This is a genomic window from Prochlorococcus marinus XMU1406, assembly GCF_017696055.1.
GTDB lineage: Bacteria > Cyanobacteriota > Cyanobacteriia > PCC-6307 > Cyanobiaceae > Prochlorococcus_A > Prochlorococcus_A marinus_W.
Genome location: NZ_JAAORG010000001.1, coordinates 885,968 through 898,468, shown reverse-complemented (window position 1 = coordinate 898,468; position 12,501 = coordinate 885,968). Strand labels below are relative to the sequence as shown.

At 28.5% G+C, this 12,501-nt stretch carries 22 protein-coding genes and 1 tRNA gene; 5 read left to right on the top strand and 18 right to left on the bottom strand.

Annotated features, from left to right (window positions below; genetic code table 11):
* The first annotated feature begins 120 nt into the window (after positions 1–120).
* Positions 121–444, top strand: coding sequence for a helix-hairpin-helix domain-containing protein (locus HA149_RS05180; protein WP_209113644.1), 324 nt, complete (start codon positions 121–123; stop codon positions 442–444).
* A gap of 74 nt (positions 445–518) precedes the next feature.
* Here HA149_RS05180 and rpsU read toward each other — a convergent pair whose 3' ends face one another.
* The 7 genes from rpsU to HA149_RS05145 form a co-directional block, all read right to left on the bottom strand.
* Positions 519–695 carry a 30S ribosomal protein S21 gene (gene rpsU / locus HA149_RS05175; protein ID WP_002806486.1) on the bottom strand — a complete coding sequence of 59 codons (177 nt, stop codon included), beginning with the start codon at positions 693–695 and terminating at the stop codon, positions 519–521.
* An 86-nt stretch (positions 696–781) separates the two neighbouring features.
* Complete coding sequence (locus tag HA149_RS05170) at positions 782–1,240, bottom strand: nucleoside 2-deoxyribosyltransferase (protein ID WP_209113642.1); 459 nt, start codon at positions 1,238–1,240, stop codon at positions 782–784.
* Entirely contained in the window at positions 1,237–1,632 is a 396-nt protein-coding gene (locus tag HA149_RS05165) for a phosphoribosyltransferase (protein ID WP_209113640.1), read from the bottom strand. Before HA149_RS05165 ends, HA149_RS05170 begins: the two co-directional genes overlap by 4 nt.
* A gap of 1 nt (position 1,633) precedes the next feature.
* A complete protein-coding gene (locus HA149_RS05160) occupies positions 1,634–1,903 on the bottom strand; it encodes a hypothetical protein (RefSeq protein WP_245154674.1) in 270 nt (89 codons plus the stop codon).
* Positions 1,894–2,397: a josephin gene (locus HA149_RS05155; protein WP_209113638.1), complete on the bottom strand. Its 504-nt coding sequence runs from the start codon at positions 2,395–2,397 to the stop codon at positions 1,894–1,896. Before HA149_RS05155 ends, HA149_RS05160 begins: the two co-directional genes overlap by 10 nt.
* Before the next feature lie 224 nt (positions 2,398–2,621).
* Entirely contained in the window at positions 2,622–2,846 is a 225-nt protein-coding gene (locus tag HA149_RS05150) for a hypothetical protein (protein ID WP_209113636.1), read from the bottom strand.
* A gap of 36 nt (positions 2,847–2,882) precedes the next feature.
* A complete protein-coding gene (locus HA149_RS05145; protein WP_245154673.1) occupies positions 2,883–3,089 on the bottom strand; it encodes a hypothetical protein in 207 nt (68 codons plus the stop codon).
* 179 nt (positions 3,090–3,268) lie between these two features.
* Here HA149_RS05145 and HA149_RS05140 point away from each other — a divergent pair, with 179 nt between their 5' ends.
* A complete protein-coding gene (locus tag HA149_RS05140; RefSeq protein ID WP_209113632.1) occupies positions 3,269–3,670 on the top strand; it encodes a hypothetical protein in 402 nt (133 codons plus the stop codon).
* 290 nt (positions 3,671–3,960) lie between these two features.
* On the opposite strand, the gene HA149_RS05135 is transcribed toward HA149_RS05140, so the two are convergent.
* Positions 3,961–4,302: an HNH endonuclease gene (locus tag HA149_RS05135; protein WP_209113630.1), complete on the bottom strand. Its 342-nt coding sequence runs from the start codon at positions 4,300–4,302 to the stop codon at positions 3,961–3,963.
* Positions 4,303–4,442: 140 nt separating this feature from the next.
* Here HA149_RS05135 and HA149_RS05130 point away from each other — a divergent pair, with 140 nt between their 5' ends.
* The 3 genes from HA149_RS05130 to HA149_RS05120 all read left to right on the top strand — a co-directional run bounded on the left by HA149_RS05130 (position 4,443) and on the right by HA149_RS05120 (position 6,197).
* Positions 4,443–5,255, top strand: a complete 813-nt coding sequence (locus tag HA149_RS05130) for a sulfite exporter TauE/SafE family protein (protein WP_209113628.1) — start codon at positions 4,443–4,445, stop codon at positions 5,253–5,255.
* A 448-nt stretch (positions 5,256–5,703) separates the two neighbouring features.
* The gene (locus HA149_RS05125; RefSeq protein ID WP_209113626.1) at positions 5,704–5,931 is read left to right on the top strand and encodes a hypothetical protein; all 228 of its coding nucleotides are present in this window, start codon (positions 5,704–5,706) and stop codon (positions 5,929–5,931) included.
* On the top strand, positions 5,931–6,197 hold the full coding sequence (locus HA149_RS05120; protein ID WP_209113624.1) for a hypothetical protein: 267 nt from the start codon (positions 5,931–5,933) through the stop codon (positions 6,195–6,197). Before HA149_RS05125 ends, HA149_RS05120 begins: the two co-directional genes overlap by 1 nt.
* A 3-nt stretch (positions 6,198–6,200) precedes the next feature.
* Here HA149_RS05120 and HA149_RS05115 read toward each other — a convergent pair whose 3' ends face one another.
* The 10 genes from HA149_RS05115 to HA149_RS05070 form a co-directional block, all read right to left on the bottom strand.
* The gene (locus HA149_RS05115; RefSeq protein WP_209113622.1) at positions 6,201–6,995 is read right to left on the bottom strand and encodes an ABC transporter permease; all 795 of its coding nucleotides are present in this window, start codon (positions 6,993–6,995) and stop codon (positions 6,201–6,203) included.
* On the bottom strand, positions 6,992–7,786 hold the full coding sequence (locus tag HA149_RS05110) for an ABC transporter permease (protein ID WP_209113620.1): 795 nt from the start codon (positions 7,784–7,786) through the stop codon (positions 6,992–6,994). Before HA149_RS05110 ends, HA149_RS05115 begins: the two co-directional genes overlap by 4 nt.
* Positions 7,776–8,771, bottom strand: coding sequence for an ABC transporter ATP-binding protein (locus tag HA149_RS05105; RefSeq protein WP_209113618.1), 996 nt, complete (start codon positions 8,769–8,771; stop codon positions 7,776–7,778). The genes HA149_RS05110 and HA149_RS05105 overlap by 11 nt, the downstream gene beginning before the upstream one ends.
* 76 nt (positions 8,772–8,847) lie before the next feature.
* Positions 8,848–9,237 (bottom strand): cytochrome b6-f complex subunit PetP, encoded by a 390-nt coding sequence (petP, locus tag HA149_RS05100; RefSeq protein WP_209113616.1) that lies wholly within the window; start codon positions 9,235–9,237, stop codon positions 8,848–8,850.
* A 75-nt stretch (positions 9,238–9,312) separates the two neighbouring features.
* On the bottom strand, positions 9,313–9,456 hold the full coding sequence (locus HA149_RS05095) for a hypothetical protein (protein ID WP_209113614.1): 144 nt from the start codon (positions 9,454–9,456) through the stop codon (positions 9,313–9,315).
* Between the two features lie 398 nt (positions 9,457–9,854).
* Positions 9,855–9,931: transfer RNA gene (locus tag HA149_RS05090), tRNA-Met, on the bottom strand.
* Positions 9,932–9,975: 44 nt separating this feature from the next.
* Complete coding sequence (locus HA149_RS05085) at positions 9,976–10,941, bottom strand: asparaginase (protein WP_209113612.1); 966 nt, start codon at positions 10,939–10,941, stop codon at positions 9,976–9,978.
* The gene (locus tag HA149_RS05080; RefSeq protein WP_209113610.1) at positions 10,942–11,436 is read right to left on the bottom strand and encodes a CGLD27 family protein; all 495 of its coding nucleotides are present in this window, start codon (positions 11,434–11,436) and stop codon (positions 10,942–10,944) included.
* A gap of 10 nt (positions 11,437–11,446) precedes the next feature.
* Positions 11,447–11,791, bottom strand: coding sequence for a ribosome silencing factor (gene rsfS / locus HA149_RS05075; RefSeq protein ID WP_209113608.1), 345 nt, complete (start codon positions 11,789–11,791; stop codon positions 11,447–11,449).
* Positions 11,781–12,419 (bottom strand): DUF3318 domain-containing protein, encoded by a 639-nt coding sequence (locus HA149_RS05070; protein WP_209113606.1) that lies wholly within the window; start codon positions 12,417–12,419, stop codon positions 11,781–11,783. Before HA149_RS05070 ends, rsfS begins: the two co-directional genes overlap by 11 nt.
* Positions 12,420–12,501: the final 82 nt, after the last annotated feature.

Sequence of the window (12,501 nt, the reverse complement as noted above, 5' to 3'; positions counted from 1 at the left end):
GTGTCTTTATATAATTGTAAATAAATTTTTTCTATTCGATTAGTTATTGTCTAGTTATTAATTCCTCTGGAATTTGATAATATTAAATTGAAGAGCTAATTTTATTACTTATATATTGCAATGATTTCTAAATTTCTCAGCAAACTAAAATCAATTTTATTTAAAAGTGAAGTAACTCCTGAAACTCCTTTAAAGAAAGAAAAAAAAGCAGCAAAGTCTGCAAAAACAAAAACAAAAACAAAAACAAAAACCAAAGCGGTAAATTCTAAGAAAAATATTGAAACTTTGACTACACTTCCAGGTGTTGGAGCAAAAAGCGCAAAAGCTTTGTATGAGGCTGGATTTAAAACAACAAAGGCAGTTATCGCCGCTGATGAAAAAGATCTTCTTGCCGTGTCAGGAGTTGGAATAAATCTTGTTAAGAAGCTTAAAAAGCTTAAATAGTTAAATTTTTTTAAAGTCCTCTATAAAAATTAATAATATTAAAAATATACAAAAAATTAATAAGTTCTAGGAGATTATCTTCTTCTTGCTTTTCTTCTCTGTTGTAACTTTCTTTTGTATTTTTCAATAGGAGTTTCGTGATGCCTAAGTCTTTTTAAATCTGCAAAAATTCCAGATTTAGATACTTGTCTTTTAAATCTCCTAAGGGCTGACTCAATTCCCTCGTTCTCTCCAACTGTTACCTGTGTCAAAATTTTCTAAATAAATATTATTCTAGCACCTCAATAGATAAATTAAAAATTCAAACTTCAACTCAAGAATTGATGGTTTATATAGCTTATTTTTTTGCCCAATCAACAAATCTTTTTTTATTACTTTTTATATCTTGTAATGATTCAAAATAATACTTTTCCCAATCATCTTTAGGCAGTCCAAGAAATAACATTAGATTTAATGGGTATTGATCGCTATCGGAACAATTTCTAAAATCATCTCTGAATAAAAAGATTTCCTTTTTTAGAGCAATTGCGATACCCAATTCAACCATTACTCCTTCATCTGGTGGATTTCCATTAACAATCGCAAAAATACAATCACATTCTTTTAAATCATGGAAATTACTTCTTGCAACGTCATATGCCCATTCACTTTCTTGTTCTGTTAGTGGTTTTGCTCTCTCAAAAGGTTCAAATACTTCTACATTTAAATCATTGAAGATTTCAATAAATTCATGTAAGAGAGTTTTAGTTTGTTTTGAAAATCCATATGGATTTGCCAAATATAATTTCCTTCTCAACTCAAACCTCTTTTTTTGATGTACTCTTCGTGGTCACTTTTTGAATTTAAAGTATTTTCCCAAGGGAAAACTATCCATTGGCTTTTTTTTGATATAAATACTGTATTCCACCATGTAGGTTTAATCTTGCTAAATAATACAAAAAACACTGCTCCTTCAATATCTTTGAAGGTCGTTAATGTAAGGCCTGTTTCATAAACATCATCTACTATTAGTGAATTTTTTATTGGTTTTGAAATTAATTCAATTTTTAATTTATGGCTAAGTGCTACAGCAAGACATAATCCACCCCGAGGAACTCCATAAATGCCAGAAAACTCCTTAAACCTACATTTATCAGCTATTTCTTCTACGCTCTTATCAAATTCGCTCCAAGTAAAATAACTTATCATCTTAATTTTCATTTTTTTCTGTTGTAGTGGCGTAATTTGAAGCAATTACACTTAAAAGTGCTACTACTTGCTCATTTGGACAATTAGTATTTTTTTTTAAATATTCACATTCATTTATTATCTTGGCGTATGTATCCTCAACTATACCGTTCATTTGATCCATACTAAAAGAATATGGTTTATTCATTTTTAAATTATTAGTTATTTTATTTTTACTTAAATATCCAACGAAGTAAATATTTTTAGTATTTAAAGATTTATTTATTCCCACATTGGGTTATTTAATTTTTCATTTTTAAGTGAAGAAGGAACATAAGTATGTAACGTTTCAATTTTTATAGCCCATTTTTTAGAGTTTCCCTTTAAACTTTCGCTTTCAATTAGGTTTTTTAGTGGAATCCTTTTTCTAACTTTAAGAAGTCCCAAACAAGCTTCCCAGGCTTCATGATTTTTATAAATATCTAACCAAAAATCAAAAATATTTTCCAAGATTTCTAAAGGGATATCAAATGGAATCCCCATTGAAGGTCTTGCAATTAAATAATTTTTGTTTCTTAGTTCATTTAATAAATTATTTACGTTTAAATTAATAGCTAAAAGAATATCTTTTGCTGATTCATTTCCTATTAATTCCTTTCTATGGCAATCTAAGAGATTTTCATCCTCAAGGATATTCTCATCGCAATTTTTTATTCCCACAATCCAAAACCCTTCTCCATTATTCACTCCACTAGCAAGAAATAGATATTTAGGTGAATTCTCCAAGATTTCAAATTATTTTTTCCATTTTTAACATTTTTTGCTTGATATGAAAATAATTTAGCTATGCAATTAACAATATGAAGTCCTCGTAAAAAAAATTTTGTTGTTATAGTTAAATTTTTAGAAAATGTTTGATTTGAAAGAGCTAAAACTTATGTTTTTGGATCCTACTGATTTGATAATTAACAATATAAATAAATTACTTTATAATAATAAAACAATAAAATTTATTTTTTCTTAGGAAATAATTTTCCTATTTTCTCTTTTTGCAAAGACTCTTTTTTAGTTCTTATTTTTTTATCTTCTAGTGATTCTTTATTAGTACTTACAGCGTAAATAATATAAAAAATCATACCAGTAAATACTAATCCTAAAGAAATAATCAATACTCCTATAGGTTCACTTGGGCTGAAAATTTTGAGATCTAAAGCTGTATTTAGGGAGATTATCATCAATTAAGTAATTCCTAAAAGAAATTATATGGAAATCTAATTGATTTCTTCGTATCCAAAAAATGTAGTATTGTCTGAATTTTTATAACCATTTGCGGCTTCTTGAGGGTTTTTACTGTCAATTTTTCTTGCTTTAGCATGAATCATGTTGAATGGAAAAATTACAGCTCCTACGAAAAAATGAAGAATTAAAAAATCTGAGGGTAGTCCATTTGCCCAATCAGGAAAAAAGAGCAATGTCATGAATGATTCGTACATATGAGTAGTCAAATAAACCTCTGACTATTATTACTGAACTTAATGCAATACTTTTAATTTTTAATAAATTGAAATTTAATTTGCTTTAAAAAAATTATCAGATTCAATTGAAAAGACAATTACAAAATATTATTATATTATTTATGAGTATTGATAAATAGCTTTTGATAAAATTCTTTTTTGGTCTAATTTTATTTATAGTATTTCAATTAAAATCTCCAGTAGGTTTAGCTTTTGATACGTCAGACCCTAGTGTTAGTTTGTTACAAAATAGGATATCTAATAATTTCTCCAGGAAATATTGCAAGGATATTCAAAATGGTTTTTCTAAAGATGAAGCAATGAAATCAGCAATTGTACAAACCGAAAACATTATATCTTTTTCTTACAATCCACAGAAAAAATGGATTGAGAAAAGTGACTTGGCAAATCAAATCTCATTACAAGTAGTAAATGATTGTGGATGGTCATTTGGTTTGATTGGAAAGGAGGGAGTAGATTACTTTAAATCATATTTTCTAGAAATCTACGAAAAAACCACCCCTGACAAAAATTTTTCTGGATAGATTAGTTTAATGAATAATATTTCAGACAAATTAGTAATGATTATCATATTGATTACGATTATATTTGTATTTGGATTAATTTTTTCAGTAAAGTCTCCAGAGAGAAAGGTTATAGATTCGCCAATAATGTGGAAAGATGATTATTCTAATATTTCACTTTACAGGAGCAAAATAAATTCAGAAATAAAAAGAATAATTTAAATAGAAATTCATTATTTACCAAAATAGGTATATCCATTTCAACTATGTACAAATATTTTTTGTATCTTAATCAATTTATTATTTTATTTTTAATTTAAGTAGTTCAAAAGAACAGACGCTAGTTTTAAATCGTCATTAAACCATGCTCGTATCGCCATAGCCCTTCGAGGATCATAAAAAGGTTGTTTTCTGTACCAACTAAGAACTTCCGAATCTGATTTCTTCCCATTACATGACAAACAACATGGAACGCAATTATTCGTAGTGCTTATCCCCCCTTTTGACATTGGCTGAAGGTGGTCAAGTGATTCTGATGGTTTCCCGCAATAAATACAACTATATTTAGTAAGTTTATTAAGTGATTCTCTCCAATTTTTATTACTTATCTTGGGACAAAACTGATCAAGGTAAATAGCATCTTGGCTATGCATAATATTCTTGATAATTTTATTGATAATAACAGTTTTTTTTAAATTATGATTGAAAAAAATAAGATAAGACTTCTTAAAGCAAATGTTTCTTATGAAAAGAATAATTTTCACTTATTAATACAAAGGGCAATTTATATTTAATGCTTTATTTATCAACAATATTATTAGGAAATTTTGATCATTCTTTATTTAAAAGTATTTATATCTTTTTGATATCGTTTTTTTCTAATACGTTCTCAGCGATTTCTGGAGGAGGAGCAGGATTATTACAATTGCCTGCATTGATTTTATCTGGTGTTCCTTATTATCAGGCTTTGGCTAGTCATAAATTAGCAACAGTAGCACTAGGAATAGGGGGTTCCTTAAGAAATTACAAATCTTTAGGTAATGATATAAGTGTTGCTTGGCAAATTTTAATTTTTGGATTACCAGGAGTAATTTTGGGGGCTTCTGTAGTTGAATATATATCAGAAAAGTATTTGTACTTAATCTTAGGAATAATATCTATATTATTAGCTATTTACTCATTCCTTAAACCAGATTTAGGTTTATCATCTGGTAATAAGGAGCTTAATTTTGTTCATAAAATTAGATTTTTAATTTTTATTTTTCTTATAGGTATATTAAATGGTTCTATTTCTTCAGGAACTGGATTGCTTGTAACAATACTATTAATAAAAACTTTTGAAATGGATTTTCTTCGAGCCATAAGTATGACATTTTTTACAGTTGGGATTTTTTGGAATTTTGTAGGAGCAGTATTTTTGGCAAGAATAGGATCGGTTCCATTAAATTTATTAATAGTTTTAATAATTGGTTCCTTTACAGGAGGATTTTTAGGCGCTCATCTGTCAAAATTAAATGGGAATATACTTATTAAGAAAACTTTTATAACAGTTTGTATTTTTGTTGGTATTAGCTTATTTATTAAATCGATAAAAAGCTTTTTATAAAATTATTGGAGAATAGTAGTAAATTTTAGAAAAAAAATTCTAAAGCAGGATTATAAATTAAAAATAAATTATTTATTATCTTTATTCTTTATCAAAGGGGTTAATGAATTACTCGTTTTATTTAATAACAGTTTTAGACTTTATTTGAAAAACATGAAAAAGGCCTCACATATGTGGGGCCGGGTGATGGGGAACCTTATTTTTAAACCAATTTCTTAAAAAATGCAACCCCCTATCTGTAGCGCAAACATTATCCTATTCATACACTACAGATAGTGCTTTAATGATTTTCTTATATGTAAATTTAAAATTCTAAAAAAATTTTGTAATTTTTAAGTTTATGAGCAAAAATCCTATTTTATGTTTTCAAATGTTTTTGGGTAATTTTACTTGTTAAAAATGTCCAGCACAGTATCATTCGTAAGAACTTTGCGAGTAAAAAGCTTTAATGATTGAATTAACTTTACTAACTCTTTTAAATTACGTTGGGGATAATTTCTGTGAGTATAGAAATCTAGGTCATGATAACTATAAATCTTTACTTCTTTCTTACAGTGATGCAAGTGATAAATTTGGACCATTAGAGGTTAAAAAAGTTATTGAAAAGTCAGAAAATTTTAAAGTTACGGCTGTTGCTATTGCTGCAATTAAGTGCCCTCAGCATATAGTTAAGTAATGAAGTTTGAATTAAAAACTGAAAATGAAAATTATTCAAAATCAATTGCACAATTTTTCGGTATAGTTTTTTTTATCACTTTAATAATAATACTTTGTAATGTTGCACTCAAATTAGGAACTATATCTAGAAATCATAAAATCGAATATAATTGTAGAATTTTATCTGTTGAAAAATCTCAACCGCATTTTAAGAAATTATCTAGGCTTTCTAATCTGAAAAGTAAACAACAAATTTGGGAATTTTGCCGGCAGGTTATTAAATAATAGTTAGCTAGATGCTGATGAATAGAACTTTAATGCAAATAACCAGAACTTTCTTGAAGTTATAAGAAATACTGAAGCAACAATAACTTCAAGCAATATTTTCCACAATTGAGAAAGTCCTAGAAAAACTTCAGAAGGAATTGTAGTTATAAAAGCAATAGGAATGAAAACACTAAAAAAAATTCTTAAAGAAAATGAAAATGAATTTAGAGGAAATCTTCCAATATAAAGGAATGATCTTAATACTTCTATTGCATTCCAAGTCTTAACAAACCAAATAGTAGTAGTAGAGATAAAAAACCATAAGCTATATAAAATACATATAGAGCAGCATATCGTAATCAAGGATAAGGTCAAAAAACTTAAATTTAAATTGATTTGATTTATTCTTATGCAGAAGAACAACAAGAAAAATCCAAGCATTATTTCTAAAAATCCAGATGGATTTAATTTTTTTAATGAAATAAAAAATTGACTATCAATAGGTTTTAAAAGTACGAAGTCTAATGTCCCTTCTCTTATATGTTTAACTATTTCTGTAAGATTAGGATTGAACCATGTGTTTGTTATTCCATTCAAAATCGTATAAATAGCTTGGATTATTAGTGCCTGTTCAAATTTCCAACCTCCAATATATCCACTATTTTGAAAGAAAATAGTTAATAGAAAAATACTTCCTACTAAACTTAAAATTGCAGTAATTAAATCAACTAATATATTTGCCTTATACTCCAATTCAGAAGCTAAAGAAGTATGTAAGAATTTTTTATAAACTTTTAGATATTTTCTTATATTCATGACCCCATTGCTGTATATTTTTTCGTTCCTTCAGACCAGATTTTCTTAAATAATGGGAAAAGTAAAAAAATCCATAAAATTTGCATACCTAAGCCTCCACTAATATTTGTTTCATTACCTGACAGTAAGTTCGCAGGGAAATCAATTAGATATGGAAAAGGAGTCAAATAAATCCAAGATTTAACATATGCGGGAAATGAAACTACTGGTGCTAGAAGTCCTGAGAGAAATAAAGTTGGAATAAATAACAATCTTTCTATCGATGATGCTTTCTCTGTCCAGAAACATATACATGCAACAATTGACTGAATTAAAAATTGAATCAAGAAGGATAAGAAAGTAGATATTATAGATAAGAGTAAAATACCTAAATTTGGTATCCATATACTTTCTGGATTAAAAATAAAAAAGAAAAATGCTATTACTAGAGCGAAAGGAAATCTTGTTATTTGTTCAGCAAGATGTTGTGCAAAATATCTGAAAAATGGATTTAAAGGTTGAATTAAATACGGAGATACTTTCCCCATAAGAGAATCCTCTTCAAAACTAAATACAACCCAAACTACAGAAAACTGTCTTACAAAAAAAGCACATAAGAAATACCTAGAAAGCATAACATCACTAATGTTTATGGATTCATTTAGATTATTATTTGTCCAAATATTTAACATGAAAAAAGGAATAATCCCTGAAATTGCCCATAATGCAATTTCTACCCTATATTCCAACATGTTTGAATATTGGACTTTTAATAGGGTGAATATTTTACGGTTAATCAGATTAGATATCATATTCTTTCTTGATTAATACCTTCCCAATAACTTCATCTATAGGTGGTTCATTTATAAAAAGGTCATCAATATCAAAATTATTTAGGATAGATTTTAGTGTAGGGGTAATAGAGTTGTTTTCAATTTTTATAGTGATTTCATTCTTTATTTTATTTTTTACAGTAAAACCAGAATTTTCTAATTTAATTGCATCCTCTTCTGAGCGACAAACTATTAATATTTCTTTAACAGGAGAAAGTTTTTTTAATAATAGGTCAAGTTTCCCATCATAAGATATCGCCCCTTCGTGCACACATATAACTCTCTTGCATAGCGATGTTATATCTTTCATGTAATGACTGGTTAGGCATATCGTTGCATTAGTTTCCTTATTATATTTTTGAAGGAATTTTCTTAAATTTCTTTGTGCATTAATATCTAATCCAAGTGTTGGCTCGTCTAAAAATAGAATATTTGGTTCATGTATCAAAGCTGCTAGTAATTCTGATTTCATTCGCTGACCTAGTGAAAGTTTTCTAACAGGTATGAATAACTCTTCATCAATTTCAAGCATTTCCGAGAGTTTTTTTATTCTCTTTTTAGCTTCGAACTTATCTAAGTCATATATTGATGCATTCAAATAGAATGATTCAATTGGCGGAAGATCCCAAATAAGCTGTTGCTTTTGTCCCATTATTAAGGTGATATTCTTTAGGAAATTTTCTTTTCTCCTGAAAGGTAAGTAGCCTGAAACCAAAATCGAACCCTCACTTGGATAAATTAAGCCACAAAGCATTTTTAATATTGTTGTTTTCCCAGCTCCATTAGCACCTAGAAAACCTACTACTTCTCCTTCTTTAATTTCAAAACTTATATCTTTTATAACTTTTAAACTTTTTGTTTGTCTTCTAAAAAAATGTTTAATTGTTCCTTTTAAGCCTGGTTCTTTGGAAGAGATATCAAATGACTTAGATAAATTTTTTACATCGATAATATTTTGTACCATTTAAATTTTTAATTACTGAAATTTATATTTAAGTTAATTGTTGAATTATTCTTATTTTAGAAAATTTTTTAAACAATTAAAAAATATCTTTAAACGATACAACCAGCCAGATAAAAAAGTTAATTGGATTAAGTAAATCGCTTACCTTATTTTTATTTTCATAATTTAATCCTCTTAAAAAATCAAATATAAAATTACTATTCTCTTTTTTATCATGATTTTTTTTAATTATATTACCATTTTCGTCGAGAAGATCGATTTCATCTTCAAAAAACCATTGCTCTTTTCCATTAGATAATTGCAAGACAACTCCAATACCTTTGCCATCAGTTATTCTGAAATCACTTATCTTACCCAATGAAGAAACATTTATCGCATCAATAGTTTCTTTGGTAAGTCTATCCTTAGATAGTTCTAGGTTAACTTGAACACAATTTCCTATCTTAACCTTATCTAAAATTGACATTTTTTTAGGTTATTATACTTAGTGATAAAGGATTTTTGCGATTAATTCAGAATTATTGATTTATTTCATTAATTATTATTTTTTGAAAATCGCTTCAAGGATTCTTTTTATTGAAATTGTTAATACTCTCAAAAATACAAAAAACAGTCCTAACCAACCTATGATTACAGCTAATGACAATAAGCTTGAGCCTAAATCACGCTGTAGCAAATTCTGCATTTTACTTTCTTAATTAGATATTTTTAACTTTTTAACTCTACTTTATGAAATTACTTATTAACGATGAAAATGGCTAACATTCAGATTTATTTAAATTATTTGTTATTAGCATATTTATTTAATAGAAACGAATTGTGAGCTAAAATTTAATTAGATAATTAAATTCAATATTTTGGATCTATCTTTGAACTCATACATTGGAATATTTTTTATCATTATTGGTCTATTAGTTAGAGTTGACTTCAAATTTTCTATTCAAAAGGATCTCAAATAATTTCTAATAAGCTCTTTTTAGTACGATATAAATATATAAAGTCTTTAGTTATTTTATATATTTCTACTTGCTGTAATCTTACTAGTGCAATGACTAAAAAAGCAGCCTTGAAGCTGCTTCTAAATGGTGGCGGGGGGGAGATTTGAACTTCCGACCTTCGGGTTATGAGCCCGACGAGCTACCAGACTGCTCTACCCCGCGACATATACATAGCATACATCTGAAAGGGTTATTTTTCTGTTTTTTTAGGATTCTTGGAATTTTAATTTACCTTTAACTTCAAGTCGTACCCCTTCAGGAAAGTTAAACACCTTTTCTTCAATGTCTTGAATTCTTAAGTCAGATATCCACTCTAGCTGTTTTAGTAAGTGAAGACTAACAGCATGTTTGGCTCTTCTTGAGCCGTCTTCTACTTTTAAAGCTAACCCTATCCCTTCATTTACCTTACATAGACACTGTATTCCCTCTGCGCCACCTTTACCTATGACTTTTCCATGAGAAGCTCTGATTATTTCTGTATCAAATTTATTTATGTCACTTATCATTATTGGGTTTATTGTCATAGCTCTACTTATTTGTTCTAATTCAGCAGTTTCGGAACTACTTAGAAGTGAATATAATCTGGACATTTCTAATAGTTTCAAATAAAGAGTTGGGGCACCACAATCATCACGTTCTGCGTTTATTTCAGATAAAGGGATTCCAAGTAATTCAGATACAATTCTGAATATTTCAATTTGTAGTGGATGATCTCCCTTTAAGTAACTATCTAATGGCCAGTTCATTTTTTTGCATGTAGCTAAAAAAGCAGCATGTTTACCTGAACAATTATGTTCTAATGGACTTGTCTTTAATTTTGGACATTTCAGATTATTAATGTCAATGTCATATTCCCATAAAATTTTGAAGGCTTCCCTCGAATGAAGTTTTGATCCACTATGTGATCCACATGCTAACGCAATTGATTTTGATTCATTATTGATTTTTGATACGGCCCCACTACTAACAAAAGGTATTGCCTGAAAAGGTTTTAATGCTGACCTTATGAAACTTTTATATTCTGGATTCCCTGCACACATTAAAACCCTTCCTTTTTTGTCAGTAATAACTGCATGAATTTTATGGATTGACTCAATATTTGATCCTCTCATTAAGGTTGCTTGTAAAGGAGGATTATTCGAAGTGTAGAGGTTTTTGAAATTAGAACTCATTTAGAAATTGATATATTGAAAAAGCAAAATGCCCGATAATGCTAAAACCAAAATAATAGAAAAAATTTGAATTAAATTTTTTAAAATTGGCTTTACCTCAATTGAGGCAATAAGAGATTCTTTTTCTTTCAAAACTAATGGCTTTTTCCATATTTGACCGTCATACCAACCGGATTCTTCGTATTCAACTTTTTCCGATGTTAATCTCTTAAATACATGATTCCAACCCAAATATAACCGTATAGAAATTAATAGAGGTATTGATAAACTGCTGAAAAAACTTAACAAGCTATATCTTAATATGGATGATTTGAAATATACACTTCCTGAAGAAATAACAAGAAATAGAGCAAAAGCAACTAGCCAAAATTTAATTAATATAATAATTAGTGATTTTTTTGTTTTTGGCCAAGAAAAAATTCTAGACTTTGATAGTTCTATGAATTCATTTGTTGGTTGTTGCTCTTTAGGGACAGGGCATTTAAACTCGTTCATAAAATAATAATTATGGAAATGTAAGATTATCTCCATTACTCCAGAATGATTCAAGGTCATAATATTTTCTTATTTCTGGTTGAAATATATTTACAATCAGATCACCATAATCAAGCAAAGCCCATTTCGCCTCGTTAATCCCTTCTTTTCTTATCGGTTCAATTTTAGCCTTCTCTCTCAGCTCTCCTTCTACTGAGTTACTTATAGATCTAACCTGTACATCAGACAATCCTTCTGCTATTAATATCCATTCACTTATAAATGAAACTTTGTCTATTTTTATAAGTTTTATATCTTTTGCCTTTTTATCATCACATGCTTTAGCTGCCATTAATACTAAACTTTTATTGTCCATAAACATTTTCACTTGATACTGATTTTTCTGAACCTTCTTGCTGAGATAATTCTGATCTAGCCTTTTCTGCACTTTTTCTTAATGCCTCTAGTCTATCCTCAAAGAAACTCCTTTTTTTCTTTTTTCGAGTTTTTTCTATTAATTCCTTTAATGCTCCTCCTAGACTTTTATAGGCATTTGGAATGCTGTATCCAAATCTACAAGCAAGATCTATAGCTCTTTCATCTGCAAAAATAGCATCTTGAAGTTTTTTTTCAGAATTATTTTTTATATATAATCTATATCCTGCAAAACTTGACAAACCTAGTGCAAGTAATAGAAGCAGACCATCTTGTACCCATAACTCCCCAATTGCCCCACCGAGACCTATCGCAAGAGCTGCCATTTCCCATCCATCTCTTGGGATTGTATCATTTTGGATTTTCCCCACCTCGTGCCAAAATAATAAGTTTCTGTGGTCAATTGCAAAATTATCCCATTCATCTAAATCTATTTGGATTTCTACTTCATCACGACCAATTTCCTCAAGTGTTATTAAAGGCGGGTCTATAGCAGCAGCAGCTTCAACAAATACCCAACTTTCATTTTCTGGAGGCAACAAACTTTTAAGTCGCTGAAGTTCGCTCATAAAAAATTAATTTCTTTCAATACTATAGAAACAAATGTTGCTTTTCAAGTAACTTGATTAACATCTGATCATTTATAAGTAG

What these genes read in the sequence shown, in the direction of transcription:
- HA149_RS05180 (WP_209113644.1), top strand. Translation starts at nt 121, where the DNA reads ATGATTTCTAAATTTCTCAGCAAACTAAAATCAATTTTATTTAAAAGT.
- HA149_RS05165 (WP_209113640.1), bottom strand. Translation starts at nt 1,632, where the DNA reads ATGATAAGTTATTTTACTTGGAGCGAATTTGATAAGAGCGTAGAAGAA.
- HA149_RS05150 (WP_209113636.1), bottom strand. Translation starts at nt 2,846, where the DNA reads ATGATAATCTCCCTAAATACAGCTTTAGATCTCAAAATTTTCAGCCCA.
- HA149_RS05145 (WP_245154673.1), bottom strand. Translation starts at nt 3,089, where the DNA reads ATGACATTGCTCTTTTTTCCTGATTGGGCAAATGGACTACCCTCAGAT.
- HA149_RS05135 (WP_209113630.1), bottom strand. Translation starts at nt 4,302, where the DNA reads ATGCATAGCCAAGATGCTATTTACCTTGATCAGTTTTGTCCCAAGATA.
- HA149_RS05130 (WP_209113628.1), top strand. Translation starts at nt 4,443, where the DNA reads ATGCTTTATTTATCAACAATATTATTAGGAAATTTTGATCATTCTTTA.
- HA149_RS05125 (WP_209113626.1), top strand. Translation starts at nt 5,704, where the DNA reads ATGATTGAATTAACTTTACTAACTCTTTTAAATTACGTTGGGGATAAT.
- HA149_RS05120 (WP_209113624.1), top strand. Translation starts at nt 5,931, where the DNA reads ATGAAGTTTGAATTAAAAACTGAAAATGAAAATTATTCAAAATCAATT.
- HA149_RS05115 (WP_209113622.1), bottom strand. Translation starts at nt 6,995, where the DNA reads ATGAATATAAGAAAATATCTAAAAGTTTATAAAAAATTCTTACATACT.
- HA149_RS05110 (WP_209113620.1), bottom strand. Translation starts at nt 7,786, where the DNA reads ATGATATCTAATCTGATTAACCGTAAAATATTCACCCTATTAAAAGTC.
- HA149_RS05105 (WP_209113618.1), bottom strand. Translation starts at nt 8,771, where the DNA reads ATGGTACAAAATATTATCGATGTAAAAAATTTATCTAAGTCATTTGAT.
- petP (WP_209113616.1), bottom strand. Translation starts at nt 9,237, where the DNA reads ATGTCAATTTTAGATAAGGTTAAGATAGGAAATTGTGTTCAAGTTAAC.
- HA149_RS05095 (WP_209113614.1), bottom strand. Translation starts at nt 9,456, where the DNA reads ATGCAGAATTTGCTACAGCGTGATTTAGGCTCAAGCTTATTGTCATTA.
- HA149_RS05085 (WP_209113612.1), bottom strand. Translation starts at nt 10,941, where the DNA reads ATGAGTTCTAATTTCAAAAACCTCTACACTTCGAATAATCCTCCTTTA.
- HA149_RS05080 (WP_209113610.1), bottom strand. Translation starts at nt 11,436, where the DNA reads ATGAACGAGTTTAAATGCCCTGTCCCTAAAGAGCAACAACCAACAAAT.
- rsfS (WP_209113608.1), bottom strand. Translation starts at nt 11,791, where the DNA reads ATGGACAATAAAAGTTTAGTATTAATGGCAGCTAAAGCATGTGATGAT.
- HA149_RS05070 (WP_209113606.1), bottom strand. Translation starts at nt 12,419, where the DNA reads ATGAGCGAACTTCAGCGACTTAAAAGTTTGTTGCCTCCAGAAAATGAA.